Here is a 17,035-nt window from a genome sequence, read left to right on the forward strand (position 1 = left end):
TGGGGCGATTGCTAGAATCGAGCCAGCATCTGTTTAGCGTCGCCCCCCGAGCGCCCCCGCCGCGCTGTGGCGCGACAATTTTTGACATCTCGCCGGTTCGCGTCAGGGAGTGAGCAACATGAGCGTCGAAACGATGGAGCGCCGCGTTCGACCGTCGGCCTGGACGCGGCGCCATCTGCTCGGCCTGGAAGATTTGTCTGCCGAGGAGATCACCCTCATCCTCGACACGGCGCTGCAGTTCAAAGAGGCTGCCCGCGACGGCCGACGCAAGATACCGGCCCTGGTGGGCAAAACGATCGCCAATCTGTTTTTTGAGAACTCCACCCGTACCCGCACCAGCTTTGGGCTGGCTGGCCGGCGGTTGAGCGCCGATGTGGTCGACTTTTCTCCCTCGGGCAGCAGCCTGAGCAAGGGAGAGACGTTCATCGACACGGCCAAGAACATCGAGGCGATGGGGGTCGATCTGGTGGTGGTGCGGCACCGCACGCCGGGCACGCCCCACCTCTTGGCGCAGAATTTGGATTGCTCGGTGGTGAACGCGGGGGATGGCCCGCACGAGCATCCCACGCAGGCGCTATTGGACATCTTGACCATTCGCGATCGGCGCGGCGACCTTAAGGGACTCACCGTGGCCATGGTGGGAGACATCGCGCATAGCCGCACCGCGCGATCGAACGTGTGGGCGCTGAAAAAGCTGGGGGCCAATGTCATCCTCTGCGGACCCGCGACGCTGGTTTCCAAGGAGTGGGAACACTACGGCGTGGAGGTGTGCTACGACCTGGACGACGTGGTGCGGCGCAGCGACGTGGTGAACCTATTGCGGATTCAATTCGAGCGGCAAGCGACGGCGCCTTTCCCGTCGGTGCGCGAGTACGCGCTGCTCTACGCGATGAACAAGGAGCGCCTGGCACAGGCGAAGAAGGACATTCTGATTTTGGCGCCGGGGCCGATCAATCGGGGCGTCGAGGTGACGCCCGACGTGGCCGATGGCCCACATTCGGTGATTTTGGAACAGGTGACCAACGGCGTGGCGATCCGCATGGCGGTGTTGTGGCTGTTGGCCGGCAACGACTGATCCGCCGCCCGAAGAACAACCACAGCGACTTTCAGCCATGAGCAAAATCTTGATAACGGGCGGCCGGGTGATCGACCCGAGCCAGCAGATCGACCGCATCACCAATTTATTGATCGAGGACGGACGCATTGCCGGTCTGGACGCGGCGCCCGCCGGCGACGAGCAGGTGATCGACGCCAGCGGCCTGATTGTGGCGCCGGGGCTGATCGACATGCACGTCCACCTGCGCGAACCGGGGCGCGAGGAGGACGAAACCATTCGCACCGGCGCGACGGCGGCGGTGGCGGGGGGGTTCACCTCAATTGTTTGCATGCCCAACACCGAGCCGCCGATCGACACGCAGGCGCAAGTGGAGTTTGTGCAGCATCAGGCGGCGCGGGCCGACAAGGCCAACGTGTACGTCGCCGCGTGCGTGAGCAAAAACCGCGAGGGGAAGGAACTGGCCGAGATCGGCCAGCTTATCAACGCCGGCGCCGTGGCCTTCACCGACGACGGCGCCCCGGTCTACAACTCGGAGCTATTGCGCCGCGCTTACGAATATTGCCTGATGTTCGACAAGCCGATTCTCAATCACTGCGAAGTCACCGAACTGACCCACGGCGGCGTGATGCACGAGGGGCGGGTGGCGATGGTGCTGGTGCTGGCGGGCATGCCGGGCGCGGCGGAAGACGTGATGGTGAGCCGCGACATCACGCTGGCGGCCTCCACCGGGGGGCGACTGCACGTGATGCACATCTCGACCAGTGGCAGCGTCGATCTGGTGCGCCGCGCCAAAGGGCGTGGCGTGCGGGTGACGACCGAGGTGTGCCCGCACCACTTTACGCTGACCGACGAGTGCCTGCGGAGCTTTGACTCGAACTACAAGATGAGCCCGCCGCTGCGGGCGCAAGAGGACGTGGAGGCGTGCATCCGCGGACTGGCGGACGGCACGATCGACGTGATTTGCACCGACCACGCGCCGCACGCGCCGGAAAAGAAGATGCAGGAACTGGACCGGGCGCCGTTTGGCATCGTGGGGCTGGAGACCGCGCTGGGGCTAGTAGGCAGATGCCTGGTGGAGGCCGGCCATTTGGACTGGCCGGCAGCGATCGAAAAGTTGACCATCAATCCGGCCCGCATCCTCGGCATCGACAAGGGGACGCTGCGCGTCGGCGCCGACGCCGATGTGACGATCTTTGACCCGCATGCCCGCTGGACGGTCGATCCCGACAAATTCCAGACCAAGAGCCGCAACACGCCATTTGGCGGCTGGGAACTGGTGGGGCGCGCGGAGACGGTGATTGTGGGGGGCAACATCAAGTTCGAACGCGCGGCGCGAGCGCTGTCCGCCAAGGCCTGATCGCCCGGTTCGCCGAGGCGCCCGGCCGGAGCCCGCTCATGTCGCTCTTGATCGACGGCTACAACTTGATATTTCAGACGAACTTCTTCGGCAGCGGGAACGATCCTCGTTCTTTGGAACGCTCGCGAAAGCGGCTATTGGATTTTCTTGTCAATTCTTTCGACGAGGCGACGCGCCAGCGGACCACGGTGGTGTTCGACGCGAAGAACGCGCCCCACGGCCTGCCGCGCTGCGAGCATTACCACGGCATTACCGTGCATTTTGCCGCGGAATATGACAACGCCGACGCGATGATCGGCGATTTGCTGCGCCATGATTCGGTGCCCCGGCAGATGACGGTGGTCTCCAGCGACCATGAGGTGCAAAAGGCGGCCAAACGCCGCCGCGCCAAATTCATCGACAGCGAAGTTTGGTATGAGCGCATCTTGCGCCAGCGCGCCGAGCCACCCACGGCGCCGGAAGACCCGACCCGCAGCCACGGTCCGCTATTGACGCCTGAGGAAATCTCCTTGCTAGCCAAGGAGATGGCGGAGGAGCAGCGCGAAGACATCTTTCCGCCGGGTTACGCCGAGGACTTGTTCGGCGAAGAAGACCCGTGACGCGCCGCGCCTGGCAAATCGGCGGCGATTAACGGTAAACGGGGGAGGGATTCACCACCGTGCGCGTGTCGCTGGCGGCCGGCGCGGGGGTCATGTTCTGCGGCGCTAGCGGCTTGGTCCCCAGCGCGGATTGCAACGCGGCCACGCGGGCCTGAATCTCGGGCTGCACCGAGTTTTGCCACAGTGAACGTTGATAGTTGGCCAGCGCCTGCTCGCTGTTGCCGAGGTCTTCTTGCACCTTGCCGAGCGCGGCGAGCGCGCGCGAACTATAGGGATCGCGCTCGAGCGCTTCGAGCAATTGAGTTTTGGCGGCCTGCTTATCTCCCACTTCCTCGAAAAGCCGGGCCAGTTCCACCTTGGCGTCGGACAACGACGGGCTGCGCTGCGCCCAACCTTCTAACAAGCGGAACGCGTCTTCGCTGCGCGACTGCTCCTTTAGCAGCACGGCCAGGCCGCGATAGGCCTGCGTGTAGTTGGGATTGCGATCGATGGCTTGATGGTAGTAACGCTCGGCTTGCTCGATCGCCGCCTTTTGGTTCTGCAGATTACCCAGGCGGTGCAACGTGGCCGCGTAGTTGTAGTAACTGTCGGCGTCGTTGGGGTCGGTGTACATGGCCTGCTGAAACTTCTGCAACGCGCCTTGGTAATTGCCTTGCTGATAGGCGCTCACTCCCTGGGCGTTCTGCGTCGAGGAGACCATGGAACAGCCGCTGGCCGCGGCGCAAACCAGAGCGGCCAGCGCGCCGAGCGGCAGGATTCTGGTTCGTAGATTGGGATACGGCTTGCGCATTTTCATGCTGGCGCCTTGGCAAGCGAAGAACAAAGGAGCGCGGACAGTAGCGACGAGCGGACGGCGGGACAAGGCCAGTTCTGGCGTGAGCCGCCAGACAGCCCCAAAAAAAAGCCCCGGACGCGATGCCGGGGCTTTAGCTGGCGCGACGGTCGATAAATCAAGCGGGGCATTCCCCGATCGCCGGGGCGCAGTGCCCTTGGCCAGCGCGTCGCTCGTAACCCAAGCCGCGGATGACTTCGAGTATTTCGCTACAGGTGGGAAACATGCGTCCACTGGTACGCTTGTATTGCTCCAGCGCCCGCATGAATTCGACTTCCTCGTCGGTGTAGTCTCGTTCGCAGGTAGTGGGATCGATCTGCCGGCGGCGGCTGACCTTCTCGCGGCGTTCCAACTGGCGGCGTTCTGCGGCCACCGGCTGCTGACTCTTGCGGCGTTCGACGCCGCGGCGGTCGTCTGGCTTGCGTCGCTCCATCTTCACTTCGCGGCTGGCGGATTTTTTGGTCTTGGTCACGAGGCGCCTCGGATTGCGGTTCGCGGGGGGGACCTGGGGCAGTGTGCCAAGAGAGCATCGGAGCAAACGCCTGAGAACGTTTACCGGATAGGTAAAACAGGAGGTTTTGCGAAGAGAATCGGTTTCGGCGAATAATGCCGTCGCGCGAGTCGTGCCGATCACACTGGGCAAAGGCTGCCGATTAGGACAATGGCAGCGACAAAATTGAGAAAAGCGGGCTGTGCGCCCCAGCGCAGGGGGTCGCCAACGCGGCGGGGGTGAGCTATTCACCCGCTGACTACTCGGCGCGATCGGTGGAAACTCCGATCGAGACGGCCAGCCCCTGGTCGCTTAACGACGCGGCCACGAGGATGGTTTCGCCAAGCGCCGCCAGGTCGGTGATGACTTGCAGGTTGCTGCGCGCCTCGTGATTTCCCTGCCCACGCACGCGACTGAGCAGTTTGGCAAGTTCCGCCTCGTGCGACGACAAAAAACTACGCAGCGCGGGGCCGTCGAAGTAGAGCACATGGCTCGGCTCGCCAATGCGAGCGCTGAGCAGTTCGCGAAAGCGCGACTGTTGGAGGAACTCGTCGGAGGGCTGCCGATTGGCCTGCTTCACCACGCGATCGCGCGAGGTGCCAATCAACAAATAGTCGGGCAGCACGGAGTAGCTGAGCGTGTCTCCCTCAGGGAGCGATTCGAACCCCGTGACCGTCGTGACGCGCACGTCGTCGATGGTTTCGATGGTGATTTCGGGAGGGGAGCTTTCGGCGGCCTCGCCATCGACGCCACCCACATCGTCATTAGCCACGGCCCCCAATTCCAACCCAGTGCGCAAGGCGCCATCGAGCGCCTGGGCGACCGTCGGTTCGCCGTTTTCGATCTTGGGTTGGCGAATTTGCAGACCCGTCACCCGTTCGAGTTCGCCGGGGGGACCAGCGGGCGAACTGGGGACGAAATACACGCCCACATCGGGTCCGAGGTGGGCCAGCACGTCGTCGATGGGGTCGAGCCCCAAGAAGAGATTGCTGGCCAGGTCGCGCGCGTCGTCGATCTGCTCGTTGTTGACATCGAGGAACATGGCGACCAGCGCGCGCAAGTCGATGTGGTTCGACAAGGCGATGACGGCGTCGGGTGGCACGCGCCGCAGGAAATTCGAGGCGCCGCCGAAGGTCTGGCCGACCGTTCGCAGCCGATCGGTCAGGCGTTCGCTGTCGAAGTGCATGAAGCTTTCGATCGACAGATTCGGCTCCAAATTGGCGGAGCTGACCCAGTAGTCGGCAGCCTTCCAGGCGTCGCCAACAATGCCGCGGATGAAGTGATCGACCGGCTCACCGCTGAGCTTTGCCAACTGCTCATCGACCAGCGTCGTCCACGGCCCCGGATTGACGAACACGCTCACCTGGGCGTCGGTTCGCAGGCGGGCCATCGCCGCCCGATAGGTGGGCATGTTGCCAACGCTGCCATCGGCATCGGGTGGTTCGCTGGCCAGTTCCAGACTGCGGCGCATGATCGAATCGCTGCTGGAGAGAATGACCAGAGCGTCGAGTTGAGCCAGCACCACCTCGAAGCGCTGCTTGCCGCGCGTGCCGCGGCCGAGCACATAGTCGCGCCCGGCATGGTTTTGGGATGACAATTCAAAATCGGTGCGCCGCGACTTGTCGAGGTTGGCCCGCAGCGCAGCGACCATCTGTCGCGCGAAGTCGGCGTCGCGCGTTTCGGCGATCAGCAGCATGCGGCTTTCTTCGATGTTGCTGAAATCCCCCGGCCAGACGCCCATCATGGTGCGGCCGTGAAACATGGCGTTGCCAAATTCCTGGTTCGTCATGTTCAGCGCGCTGGCCAAGAACATGCCGGTTTTCTGCGGCTTGCGGATGAACGCGTCGACGAGCTTTTTGAGCTCGGGGACCTGCTCCAACCGAACATAGAACTCACTATCCAGAAAACGCTGCGACACGTCGAAAAGATGGTCGCAATCGATGCACAGCCCGACGTCGTCGGGGATCAGCGCCGGCGCTTCGAGGGCGCGCGCGCTCACCGAGCAGCAGAAGGCGAAGCACGCGATCCAACCTAGCCAACCAAGCTGAAAACGAGACCCTCGCGCGCCTCGCGACGATGAGCGCATGGACTAAAATTCCGCTTCGGATTGGGGCAAGACTTCGAACAGAAAATCGAAAGCGCCGGCGGTCGAACTGGCCAAAGGGGTCAAGCCCACGCCGAGGCGATCGACGAGCGAGGCATCGGCGGTGGGCGCCGGTTCGCTATTCGTCGGTTCGGCCTCGGAAGGCGGCGAGGTCGCCGCCAGAGTGGGTTCGAGCACGGCCAAATCCGAGAGCGCAATCATCGCCTGCCGCGCTATGGCGGCATATTGGAGGCCGATTTCCAGCACTTTTTGCTCGCGCGGGCCAGCGGTCGGCACCGGTTCGATGGCGACGACGCCCACCGATTCATCGCCAGGCGCTGCGATCACCGGTGGAGCTGGCAAGGCAACTGTTTCATTTTTTTCATTCAGCGACGGCGCCAGTGCAACTTTCGGCGACTGGTCGCGCTCGTTCCACATCCAGAGGCTAGCGCCGGTGGCCAGCAAGATTGCCGCGGCGGCGCCTAGTCGCCACTGGCGCATGTCGGGCATCGGCAGCACCGCGGGTTCGGCGGGGCCGGCGGCAAGCTCGGCCAACACGCGCTGCGTAATCGCATTGTCCGGGATGGGGGGCGGCAGTTGCTTGACGCCGTCGAACAGCGCGACGTACGAGGCGAGGATTGAGCGTAGCTCCTCGGAGTCGTGCGCGGCGGCCAACAACTCAGGGTCGCTCGCCAGCGGCGCGCGACAATCGAGCAGTTCTTGGATCCGCATTTCAAATGTGTCGGTATTCATAGGGGGGCGTCCTCAACCACTCCACGACCTCGTAAACAGTGCGCCAATTCTCGACGGGCTCGATGAATCCAGGTCTTCACCGTGCCGACAGGACAATCGAGAATCTCCGCGATTTCGAGGTATGACAATTCCTGTTCGTGAAACAACAAAAACGCGCGACGGTATTCTTCGCGCAATCCCAACAAGGCCAATCGCACTTCTTCCACCAGCGTGATGAGGCCGTCGCCGCTATCCGACGAATCGAGTAGCTCGTCGACCAACACGGTTGGCGCCGGGCGCCGTTTGCGGGCGCCCAGTAGCGTGCGACAACGATTGCCGGCAATGGCCAATAACCAAGGTTTGAAATCGCGCTGGCGATCCCAACTATGCAAATTGCGAAACACGCGAATGAACGTCTCTTGGAGCGCGTCTTCCGCGTCCTGCCGATTATTGAGCATCCGGTAACAGAGGCCGTACACCTGCCCGCGAAAGCGCTCCAACAACTCGACCATCGCCCGTTGATCGCCCGCGATACAGCGATCGATCACACACCGGTCGTCGGTCGAAGGGTCGAAGGCCATCGGCGCCGCTGCTATTGAAAAAGTACCCCACGGCTCGCATCAGGGTTTCATTTTGCGGCCAAGTCGCGCATAGATAAAGAGATACGCGGACCAACAGCCGCCAACTCGGCCCACGACCACCCCAGTCTATACCCGGGCGGCCTGCTTATTTAAGCACAATCTCGAAAATATCGCGCAATTCACGCGCCGAGACGTCGGCCATCCGCTTGCCTCGCTTTTCTAGCTGTTCGGTGACCTTGATGGTCGTTTCTTGCATGACCGCATGGGTCTCATCCGAGCCACCGAAGAGCAAAATGTCCTTCCCCCGCGTGATACGGGTTTGGCCATCTTCGGCGTCGAAAGCGACCCCGAGCAGCGTCGACTCGGGCTTCTTTTTGGGCGCAATTGGCTTGCGTGACGATTTCAAAGCTCTGGCCTCGCGATAATGAACCGCTGAACCCCCATGGCGTATTCAGCAAATGTACACTATTTGGCCGCCACCGGGTCAAGTTGAAGTCGGCGCAGCCGCCAAATAATTAGCGCGCGAGTGGGGTGATCGCCCCACTAATCGGCACGCACTCGCGCCGCGCGGCGCCTCACGGCGATCGCTTCTCACGTATAATCAGCGTCGCCGCGACCCACCACTGGCAAGATTGCATGTCCATTTGCGCCGCTCCGCCCGAACTATTGGCCCCGGCCGGGGATTGGCAGGCCTTGCGCGCGGCGGTCGCCAACGGAGCCGACGCGGTGTACTTCGGTCTTTCGGAGTTCAATGCACGACACCGCGCCCACAACTTTACGCTCGAAGAATTGCCGCAGGTGATGCAGTTCCTGCACGAGCGGCGGGTGCGCGGCTACGTCACTCTGAACACGCTTATTTTCGCCGACGAACTGCCCGAGGTGGCACGGCTCGTGGAAGGCATCGCCGCGGCGGGCGCTGATGCGGTGATTGTGCAAGACCTGGGTCTGGCGGCATTGATCCACCGACTGGCGCCGACCTTGCCGATTCACGGCTCAACCCAAATGACGCTGACCGAGCCAGCCGGCATCGAATGGGTTCGCGGGCTAGGGGTGGATCGCGTGATCTTGGCGCGCGAGCTTTCGCTGGACGACATCCAAGCCATCCGCCAAGCGACCAGCGTGCCGGTGGAGGTGTTTGTGCATGGGGCGCTGTGCGTGGCCTACAGCGGCCAATGCCTGACGAGCGAGGCGCTGGGCGGGCGCAGCGCCAACCGAGGTCAATGCGCGCAGGCCTGCCGGTTGCCGTACGAATTGGTGGTCGACGGCGTGGTGCGCGATCTGGGAGACAAGGCGTATCTACTCAGCCCCAAGGACCTGGCCGCGCACGACCTGGTGGCCGACTTGGCGCGGCTGGGCGTGGTGAGCCTCAAGATCGAAGGAAGACTCAAAAGCGCGGAATACGTGGCGATGACCACCGGCGTCTACCGCCGCGCCATCGACGCCTGCGAAAGCAACGAGCCGTTTGCCCTCAATCGCCAGCAGCAATTGGATTTGGCGCAGAGCTTTTCGCGCGGATTCAGCCACGGCTTTTTGGCGGGCATCGACCATCAAGAGTTGGTGGAAGGGCGATTCCCCAAAAGCCGCGGCGTGCGAATCGGGACGGTGGTCGCCAAGACGCGCGCCGGCGCGATCGTGCGACTCGAAGACGATCAAGTGGCGGTGCGACCGGGCGACGGCGTGGTTTTCGACGAGGGGCATCCGGAGCAGGACGAGCAAGGAGGCCGGGTTTACGAGGTGAACGAGCAACCCAGCGAGCCGCGGCAGCCTCGAAGCGCGGAGCTCGTTTTCGGCCGCGGCAGCGTGAATTGGAACGCGGTTTCGATCGGCGCGTTGCTGTGGAAGACCGACGACCCCGCGCTGCGCCGACGGCTGGAGCGCACCTACGCCAGCGATCGACCACTGCGGCGCGGCGTGATTGGGCTACGTGTTTGGGGGGCGCCGGGCGAGCCGCTCTTTGTGTCGGGGGAGGACGATCAAGGCCGCCGCGCGGTGGTGTCGTGGCCGGGCCCGCTGCAAGCGGCGCGCAAACACCCGCTCGACGAGGCGCTGGCGCGCGAGCAATTGGGGCGATTGGGCGACACGCGCTACGAGCTGGGCAGCGTGGAACTAGAACTACCTCAGCCGGTCATGGCGCCCAAGAGCGTGCTCAACGATCTGCGCCGCCAGTTGGTGGCGGAACTCGAACAACAGCAACTGCCGGCGCGGCATGCGATTGCCCAGCCCGACGCGCTAGCACAGTGGCGCCGCAAAATTGAGGTTCAACCACGCGCCGAACAACCTGCGTCGCAACTGGCGGTGCTCGTGCGCAACGAACAACAGTTGTCGGCGGTGCTTCAGTGGCGGCCAGACGACGCGCTGCCGCGGCCAGCGATGGTGTATTGCGATTATGAGGATGTGCGGCGCTATCGCGACGCCGTCCGGCAAGCGCGCGACCACGGGATGCCGGTGGGACTAGCGACGCTGCGGATCATCAAACCGGGGGAGGCTGGTTTGCTGCGGCATATCGTGCGCGCGGAGGGGGACGCCGTTTTGGTGCGGAATCTGGCGGCGCTGGCGCTGTTCCGCGCCGAGGCGCCGCAGTGCGAGCTGGTGGGCGACTATGCGCTGAATGTCGCCAACGACCTGACCGCCGACTTGCTGTTGGAGGCTGGGCTGGCGCGCATTACCCCCTCTTACGATATGAACTGGAACCAGTTCGAGGCGTTCGCGCGGCGCACGCCATCCGGTCGCTTGGAGGCGGTGGTGCATCAGCATTTGCCGATGTTTCACATGGAGCACTGCGTGTTCGCTGCCGTGCTCTCCAGCGGCAAAGACTGGCGCGACTGCGGACGCCCCTGCGACCAGCACCGCGTGGAACTGCGCGATCGAGCCGGAGCGCCGCTGCCACTGTTGGCCGACACCGGCTGCCGCAACACGGTGTTCAACGCGGTGGCGCAGTCGGCGGCCGAATACCTGCCGAGCATGCAGCGGCTGGGACTGCGCTATTTTCGCGTGGAGTTGCTGCGCGAGACGCGCGACGAGACCTGTGCGCTGCTGCAACACTACACACGCGTGCTAGCAGGCCTCGATAGCGGACGCGGCACCTGGCGGCAATTGCAGGTGCTCAACCAACTCGGCGTGACGCGCGGCACCCTGCAACTCGCATAGTTTCGCCGGCGATTCTTGGCGGCGCACGCTGCTTTGGCGCGGCCGACCTTCAGCGATTCGGCGCCGCTAGCAGACTGGTCTGGCGATAATTCGCGCCGAGCGGCACAATGCCGCCCTCTTGGGGTCGATCCGATCGAGAGGCAGTGTCTGCATGTCATTAAAAATCGTGGAGCGGTTCTCCAACCGCTTGTGGTGGCGAGGTTTGCTGAGCGCGCTGGCCGCACCGCCCGGCGACATGGCCAACGCGCTCGTGTCACCCCAACGAACGACCCCCGTCGCGCCGCGCTGGCGACTGTTGTTCTTGCTGCTGTTGTTGGCGCTGGCGCCGCGCATGGTCATGGCGCTGCGGATACCGGCGGTATGCCCCGACGCCACCATTTATCTCGACGACGCGCAGGCCTTGGATCGCGGCGATCTGCGCGACTGTCTCGAGGGCATGAACCTCAACACCTTGCTCGTCGCCTTGACTGCGTTGCATCGCCTGGGCCTGGACTGGGAGCAAAGCGGGCTGGTTTGGGGAGTGCTGATTTCCACGGCGGCGGTGGCGCCGCTGTTTGGCTGGGCGCGGCGTCAATTCGATGACCGCACCGCAGCGCTGACCTGCGTGCTGTACGCGGCGCATCCGGGACTGGTCGAGCGCAGTCCGGAAATCATTCGCGAGCCGACCTTTTGGTTCTTTTTGCTGTCGACGCTTTACTTTCAATGGCGCGCGGCCAGTGATGGACAATACCGCTGGTTTCTGCTGGCCGGCGTCGGATTTCTGTTGGCCCTGCTGACGCGATTCGAGGCGGTGTTCCTATTGATTCCGCTGTTGTGGTGGACCGGTCTGCGGTGGGTGCAAGTGCCAGATCAACGGCGGCGCACGGTCATGGGCCTGTTCATTGCGCTGTTCGCCATTCCGCTGATATTGGCGACGGTTAACTTCCTGCTGTTGGGGCAAGCCGCGACCACGGCGCTGGTTCGTCTCGACCCGCTCGAGCGCGCCATGGCCTGGCTGCATTCCTGGAACGACGCTGCCGCGACAACGACGATGCAGGCCGGTGAAACGGCGCCGCGCGCCGCCACCATCACGCTGATTCAACAATTCGTGGTCGCCGTGGGGCGGGGTTTTGACCCCGTGGTGGCAATCCTGCTGCCATTCAGCCTGTTTGGTTGGGGCCGCCTCTGGCTGCGGCGTGACATCTTACCGCTTTTAATGATGTCGGCGGCTATTTTGGGCGCCACCTGGATTCATTTGTGGTACTCCGGCGAGATCAGCAGCCGCTACGTGTTGACGGTGTTCTTGCTGCTGTCTCCCCTATGCGCCCTCGGGCTGTGCTGGCCGCAGTCGCGCCGCGCGCTGCTGCCAGGCAAATTGGCGCAGCGACCGCAAGCGCAAGGCGCGTTGCTGCTCGGTAGTTTGGTGTTGCTTACGCTCATTGGCTGGAGCGACGCGCTCGGCAGCAACTTCAAGAGCCGGGCCCAGCAGGCGGAACTTGGCCGCTGGCTGGCGAATCGGTATGGCGACCATGCCCGCATGGCCGGTTCGCAGCGCGCCGCAGCGCTTGTGGCGTTTTACGCCGGCGCTGATTTTCAGGATTTTGATCACGGCGCTTCTCTGCAATCGCTCCTGGAAGCGGTCGAGTCGTATCAGCCTGAAGTGCTGGTGGTCGACCGCCGCGAGCAGGAATTCGCGCCACTGATCGAGTCGCCCATCATTCGCGCCAGATATGCGCCGATCAGCGATCCTTCGGCGCCGCGCGGCGACGCGCACATGCTGGTCTTGATTCAGCCCGGCGAACGACAACGCCTTTCTCAAATTCCGGCGACCGTGGACGTCGGACGCCAATGACGACGCCACCAGCGCGCGAAGCGCGAGCGCCCGATCTCGATATCGGCGTGATCTACACGCACGAGCGCGAGTTTACTCCGGCGCTGTTGCGCTCGTTGGCCGCGTCGGTCGACGAGGTGCGCGCCCGCCTGCTACTGGTGGACAATGCTTCGGCCGATGGCGTAGCGCAATGGGCGCCGCTGTTTCCTCGCGTTGAGCCGATTGTCAACTCGCGGCGATTGACCTATGCCGAAAATCTCAATCGTGTGCTGCACGCGTCGACCGCGCGCTACGTGCTGCTGCTCAACACCGACATGCTGTTCGATCCGCATGCGCATTGCTTAAGCCAGATGGTCCGCTTCATGGATCGCCATCCCCGCTGCGGATTGGCCGGTTGCCGCCTGCTGCATGCCGATGGCAGCGAGGCGCATGCCGCCCGGCGGTTTCAAACACCGCGTGTTGTGCTGGCGCGAAGGCTACGCATGGGAGCGGATCGCGAGACCACCCTTCGCGCCTATCTGTACGGAGACCGTTCGCCGGGCGACACATTTCGCTGTGACTGGTTATCGGGTTGCTTTCTGCTGGTGCGGCGCGAGGCGTGGCGGCAGGTGGGTGGGCTCGACGAGGGATTTCGCAAGTACTTTGAAGATGTCGACTACTGCCTGCGCGTCGCGCAGGCTGGGTGGGACGTGATGTACCACGGCGCCACCTACGTTTACCACCTGGAACAACGCGGCAGCGCCAAATTGTGGTCGCGAGACGCCTGGCGGCATTTGCGATCGTACGGCCGCTTTGTCCGCAAATGGGGATTGTTCCCTGTGGCCACGGCGCCCGATTTAGCGGCACGGCGCGCGGCATAAGGCAGGATTCACGGCGGCCAGGACGACACGGATTCGCCAAGCTTTCACAAGAGCAAGCATCGGCCATATTCTTCGTAGCTTGACATTGCCTTTTGAGCGACTTAGAAGAAAATGCAGTGGGACGCTTTGCGTCTTGCAAACGTGCGAATCGCTATGGCAGCCTCGCTCTGATTGTTGGGCGAGGCTGTTTTTTGCGCGAAGCTTCGTAAGCGCGATGCGAGAGGCGATTCCCACGATCTCCACAATTCAAGCGCCAGATAAAGTCCAACCGAAATGCGAAACGACCAACGGTTGTCTGACTCGGCGGTCCCCGCGATCTCTCCGCCTTCTCTGAGCACTGTCGAGTTGTTGCGCGAGACCGAACGCGAACTGCTCGTCGCTCGGCAAAAGCTGCAGACCGCGCTCGAGGACCGAGCTGTTTTTCTGTCCGAATTGTCGCACGCAGCGCGTACGCCGATGACCGGCGTGGTGGGAATGTGCGACCTGTTGACGATGGGGAGCCTGCTGCCGGTGCAGCGCGAGTACCTTTCCGCGCTGCGCGAATCGGCCGATCAACTCATGTCGCTGTTCAACGACGTCTGCGACTTGGCGCGCGCCGAAGCGGGGGCGATCGATTTTGAATGGATCGGCTTTCGCTTGTCCGCGGTGCTGGACGACGTGGCGCATGCCTTGGCGCCGCAGGCGCGCCGTAAGCGCCTGGAATTGGTCTTCAGCGTGGGGCAGGACGTTCCTGATTTGCTGGTGGGCGACCCGCAGCGCGTGCGCCAATTGCTGACGGGCCTGGTGGAAAACTCGATTCGTTTGACGCGCGAGGGGGAGGTGCTGCTCGATGTGCAATGCGGCGAGCAACACGCCGACGAGGTGACGCTGCGTTTTTCGGTCGTCGACACCGGCACGCCAATCGCCCCGGAACATCGCGATCGCGTGCTCACGCCGTTCTTGTCCAGCAGTCGCGGCGCGTATGCGCACTATCCGATTACACCGCTTGGCATGCCGCTCGTCGCCGCCCTGGCGGCGGCGATGGGGGGTAAGTTCAGGTTCAACGAAGATCCACAGCTTGCCACGCGCTACGAAGCCACGATTCGCATGCTCAAACAGACCGCTAGCGCTGGCCAGGCCAACGGCGCCGCCGGTCCCCGGCTGGAGGGCCAGAGCGCGGTGCTGTTCGAACCGAACCGTCACGCCCGCCAAGCGCTGGCCGCGCTACTGACCCGACAAGGGATATCGGTGCAAGAAGCCTCCGACATCCAACAGGCGCGCGAGTTGTGCGCACCGTCGCCCCCCGATTATTTGTTTGTCGGTGGTTGGCACGAGACCGCGGACTGGAGCGCGCTGCCTGCCCGCGCGATCGTTGTCACCGATTGGCTGGACACCGACCTGTCGAAGTTGCCTGCCGACCGCGCGATTGCCGTCATGAATAAGCCGGCGCTGGTGGGCAGGCTGGCGGCCGCGCTGCGCACCGTAGATCGCGCGGTTGCCCAACAGGTGACCGCCGCCAAACCGGCGGACGCTAACGATGCGCCATCGTGTGCCGCACGCGGAGCGCAATGCGAACCACAGGAGGCGATCGCTCGCCTCGGCGGCGACGTGGGGCTGTACGGCGAACTGGTGCAGTGCTTCTTGGACGACAACTCGCAGTTGTTGCCCAAGCTGCAAGCGGCGGTCGAGCAAAGCGACGTCGCCGCGCTACATCGAGCGGCGCATAGCCTCAAGGGATTGGCCGCCACTTGCGGCGCCGCCGGAGTCGCCCAATGGGCGGAGCAACTGGAACAACAGGCGCGCCTGAATCCGATCGGCGATCTGACATTGCCGTGGCGCCGGCTGCAGCAGTCGTTGGCCGACACGCGGCAAGAGCTTGCGCCATATTACAAGCGAACGAGTTGACCTTGCTCGTCAAGCCGGCCCATTGAAAGCAGCCCATCCTCTGCACCGACGCCATCGATGATTTGATCGCGGGGCAGGCCGTAGCGCGTCGCCACTGACTATTAGGTCGTGGGCGGCCCCCCTGCCAGTCGTCGCGCTAACCAAAGCACGATGAGCGCGCCGGGGATCGCGCCCAAGAAACCAGCCGGTTGGATACCGTCAGAATTGGCGCCGGTGAGCAGACCGAGCAAAAAGCCACCGACCACCGAACCGGCGATGCCCAACGCGATGGTGCCCAGGCAACCCAACACGTTGTCGCCCGGCCACAACAGTCGCGCAATGCCGCCGGCGATCAAACCGAATAGACACCAGCCCATGAGATCGGCGCACATAGGGTTTCCTTTCAGATGCATGAATTCGTGCCGGTCATGTCCGTTCACACCAAGAGAATAGCTGGACATTGTGCGACCAACAGGAGCGATGCAGAAGTCGCGTCGCCATATTTTGTTCGAAATGCTGAAAACCTCGTACCCAGCAAATCGCGCGCACACTCCCAGCGCTCGAATGCGAAATAGCCAGCCTGACGGCCCATTGACCAGCGAGACGAAGAAAGAGAAGGCTAGTCGGCGCCATGGTTTCCGCGTTTGTTTGAGTTATAGTTTTGGCACAATACGTGCGTGCTTGCCGCCTCACCGCGGCCACGACAATCGCTCGGTTGCTGGGGTCGCGCCGATCGCATCTCAGTAAAAAGGAGTCCTGGACATGCCCAGCCATTCAACATCGAATGCCGGACGCCAGCAGCCCCAATCGCCAGGCGCCCAGAGCGCGGCCGCAACAGGCGGCAAGTTGAGGGAGACAGCCTCTCAGACATTGGAGCACGGCCGAGAACGCGCTAGTGAATATATCGACCAAGGGCGCGAAATGGCCGCCGACTATTTGGAACGCGGACGCGAGCGAGCCGGCGAATACCTGGAAGAGGGGCGCGAACGCGCGATGGAGCTGCAAAGCTCGCTGGAAGATCGCATTCGCCAGCAGCCCATGAACGCCATACTATGCGCGGCGGGCGTGGGGTTTGTGCTGGGAATACTGTTCAATCGCCGTTAATCCGCACCTACGCCAATCATCCAGCGCCGCTCGCACCGGGCGCGCGGCGTTATAAGCTATTCTCTAATGTCTGCGCGGCGGGGCGCGCGGTGCAATGCGCCGCGGCCGGCCGCTGGGCAAAGCGCCGCCATGATTTCTCAACCGCGCTGGACCGAAGACGACTTTGCAGGATCTGGGCCGAGCTCGGAAACGATGGACGACAACCGCCATCCCGCCGACGATCTGGTCAAGCACCTGGCGGAGCTGCGCGACTATGCCGCCTATTATCTGGAGACTCGCAAGGACCAGCTACGCATCTCGCTGACGCGGTTGCTGATCTATGCCGCGCTCGGCGCGTTGGCCCTGGCGATTGGCGTGTGCGCGGTGGCAATGGCCACGGCGCTGGTATTTCTTGGCGTCTCGGGCGGATTGGGAGAACTGCTGGGCGGACGCGTTTGGGCGGGCGCGCTAGTGACCGGGCTGGTCGCGCTAGGCGGCCTGGCGGCGGCGATCTACTTTGGGCTTCGGCGGATGACGCATA

General features: G+C 63.4%; 15 protein-coding genes and 1 pseudogene. 9 read left to right on the plus strand and 7 right to left on the minus strand.

Translation table 11 applies throughout. From position 1 onward, the window contains the following. Positions 1–118: 118 nt before the first annotated feature. The 3 genes from K1X71_16070 to K1X71_16080 are packed head-to-tail and all read left to right on the plus strand — an operon-like array spanning position 119 to position 3,013. Entirely contained in the window at positions 119–1,075 is a 957-nt protein-coding gene (locus K1X71_16070) for an aspartate carbamoyltransferase catalytic subunit (protein ID MBX7074661.1), read from the plus strand. Positions 1,076–1,112: 37 nt separating this feature from the next. After that, positions 1,113–2,414 (plus strand): dihydroorotase, encoded by a 1,302-nt coding sequence (locus K1X71_16075; protein MBX7074662.1) that lies wholly within the window; start codon positions 1,113–1,115, stop codon positions 2,412–2,414. Between the two features lie 38 nt (positions 2,415–2,452). Then, complete coding sequence (locus K1X71_16080) at positions 2,453–3,013, plus strand: NYN domain-containing protein (protein ID MBX7074663.1); 561 nt, start codon at positions 2,453–2,455, stop codon at positions 3,011–3,013. A gap of 28 nt (positions 3,014–3,041) precedes the next feature. Here the strand turns inward: K1X71_16080 and K1X71_16085 are convergent, their stop codons facing one another. The 6 genes and pseudogenes from K1X71_16085 to K1X71_16110 form a co-directional block, all read right to left on the minus strand. After that, a complete protein-coding gene (locus K1X71_16085; protein MBX7074664.1) occupies positions 3,042–3,809 on the minus strand; it encodes a tetratricopeptide repeat protein in 768 nt (255 codons plus the stop codon). A gap of 154 nt (positions 3,810–3,963) precedes the next feature. Continuing rightward, positions 3,964–4,173: pseudogene (locus K1X71_16090) on the minus strand (hypothetical protein). Positions 4,174–4,594: 421 nt separating this feature from the next. Then, positions 4,595–6,334 carry a hypothetical protein gene (locus K1X71_16095; protein ID MBX7074665.1) on the minus strand — a complete coding sequence of 580 codons (1,740 nt, stop codon included), beginning with the start codon at positions 6,332–6,334 and terminating at the stop codon, positions 4,595–4,597. A 90-nt stretch (positions 6,335–6,424) separates the two neighbouring features. After that, complete coding sequence (locus K1X71_16100; protein ID MBX7074666.1) at positions 6,425–7,171, minus strand: hypothetical protein; 747 nt, start codon at positions 7,169–7,171, stop codon at positions 6,425–6,427. After that, the gene (locus K1X71_16105; GenBank protein MBX7074667.1) at positions 7,168–7,731 is read right to left on the minus strand and encodes a sigma-70 family RNA polymerase sigma factor; all 564 of its coding nucleotides are present in this window, start codon (positions 7,729–7,731) and stop codon (positions 7,168–7,170) included. Before K1X71_16105 ends, K1X71_16100 begins: the two co-directional genes overlap by 4 nt. A gap of 145 nt (positions 7,732–7,876) precedes the next feature. Then, a complete protein-coding gene (locus tag K1X71_16110) occupies positions 7,877–8,137 on the minus strand; it encodes a hypothetical protein (GenBank protein ID MBX7074668.1) in 261 nt (86 codons plus the stop codon). 230 nt (positions 8,138–8,367) lie between these two features. Between K1X71_16110 and K1X71_16115 the strand changes: the two genes are divergently transcribed. The 4 genes from K1X71_16115 (at position 8,368) to K1X71_16130 (ending at position 15,432) form a co-directional block, all read left to right on the plus strand. Beyond that, the gene (locus tag K1X71_16115) at positions 8,368–10,878 is read left to right on the plus strand and encodes a U32 family peptidase (GenBank protein ID MBX7074669.1); all 2,511 of its coding nucleotides are present in this window, start codon (positions 8,368–8,370) and stop codon (positions 10,876–10,878) included. Positions 10,879–11,029: 151 nt separating this feature from the next. Further along, positions 11,030–12,709 carry a glycosyltransferase family 39 protein gene (locus K1X71_16120; protein ID MBX7074670.1) on the plus strand — a complete coding sequence of 560 codons (1,680 nt, stop codon included), beginning with the start codon at positions 11,030–11,032 and terminating at the stop codon, positions 12,707–12,709. Further along, a complete protein-coding gene (locus tag K1X71_16125; protein ID MBX7074671.1) occupies positions 12,706–13,548 on the plus strand; it encodes a glycosyltransferase family 2 protein in 843 nt (280 codons plus the stop codon). Before K1X71_16120 ends, K1X71_16125 begins: the two co-directional genes overlap by 4 nt. 273 nt (positions 13,549–13,821) lie before the next feature. Then, positions 13,822–15,432 carry an Hpt domain-containing protein gene (locus K1X71_16130; protein ID MBX7074672.1) on the plus strand — a complete coding sequence of 537 codons (1,611 nt, stop codon included), beginning with the start codon at positions 13,822–13,824 and terminating at the stop codon, positions 15,430–15,432. Between the two features lie 101 nt (positions 15,433–15,533). Here K1X71_16130 and K1X71_16135 read toward each other — a convergent pair whose 3' ends face one another. Beyond that, the gene (locus K1X71_16135) at positions 15,534–15,803 is read right to left on the minus strand and encodes a GlsB/YeaQ/YmgE family stress response membrane protein (protein ID MBX7074673.1); all 270 of its coding nucleotides are present in this window, start codon (positions 15,801–15,803) and stop codon (positions 15,534–15,536) included. Between the two features lie 529 nt (positions 15,804–16,332). Between K1X71_16135 and K1X71_16140 the strand changes: the two genes are divergently transcribed. Both K1X71_16140 and K1X71_16145 read left to right on the plus strand, forming a co-directional pair. Next, positions 16,333–16,515 (plus strand): hypothetical protein, encoded by a 183-nt coding sequence (locus tag K1X71_16140; protein MBX7074674.1) that lies wholly within the window; start codon positions 16,333–16,335, stop codon positions 16,513–16,515. A 192-nt stretch (positions 16,516–16,707) separates the two neighbouring features. Beyond that, a partial coding sequence (locus K1X71_16145) for a hypothetical protein (GenBank protein MBX7074675.1) occupies positions 16,708–17,035 on the plus strand: 328 nt, incomplete at its 3' end.

Source organism: Pirellulales bacterium (genome assembly GCA_019694455.1).
Lineage (GTDB): Bacteria > Planctomycetota > Planctomycetia > Pirellulales > JAEUIK01 > JAIBBY01.

Coding starts and splice junctions, on each gene's coding strand:
- K1X71_16070 (MBX7074661.1), top strand. CDS start 119: ATGAGCGTCGAAACGATGGAGCGCCGCGTTCGACCGTCGGCCTGGACG.
- K1X71_16075 (MBX7074662.1), top strand. CDS start 1,113: ATGAGCAAAATCTTGATAACGGGCGGCCGGGTGATCGACCCGAGCCAG.
- K1X71_16080 (MBX7074663.1), top strand. CDS start 2,453: ATGTCGCTCTTGATCGACGGCTACAACTTGATATTTCAGACGAACTTC.
- K1X71_16085 (MBX7074664.1), bottom strand. CDS start 3,809: ATGAAAATGCGCAAGCCGTATCCCAATCTACGAACCAGAATCCTGCCG.
- K1X71_16100 (MBX7074666.1), bottom strand. CDS start 7,171: ATGAATACCGACACATTTGAAATGCGGATCCAAGAACTGCTCGATTGT.
- K1X71_16105 (MBX7074667.1), bottom strand. CDS start 7,731: ATGGCCTTCGACCCTTCGACCGACGACCGGTGTGTGATCGATCGCTGT.
- K1X71_16115 (MBX7074669.1), top strand. CDS start 8,368: ATGTCCATTTGCGCCGCTCCGCCCGAACTATTGGCCCCGGCCGGGGAT.
- K1X71_16120 (MBX7074670.1), top strand. CDS start 11,030: ATGTCATTAAAAATCGTGGAGCGGTTCTCCAACCGCTTGTGGTGGCGA.
- K1X71_16125 (MBX7074671.1), top strand. CDS start 12,706: ATGACGACGCCACCAGCGCGCGAAGCGCGAGCGCCCGATCTCGATATC.
- K1X71_16130 (MBX7074672.1), top strand. CDS start 13,822: ATGCGAAACGACCAACGGTTGTCTGACTCGGCGGTCCCCGCGATCTCT.
- K1X71_16135 (MBX7074673.1), bottom strand. CDS start 15,803: ATGTGCGCCGATCTCATGGGCTGGTGTCTATTCGGTTTGATCGCCGGC.
- K1X71_16140 (MBX7074674.1), top strand. CDS start 16,333: ATGGCCGCCGACTATTTGGAACGCGGACGCGAGCGAGCCGGCGAATAC.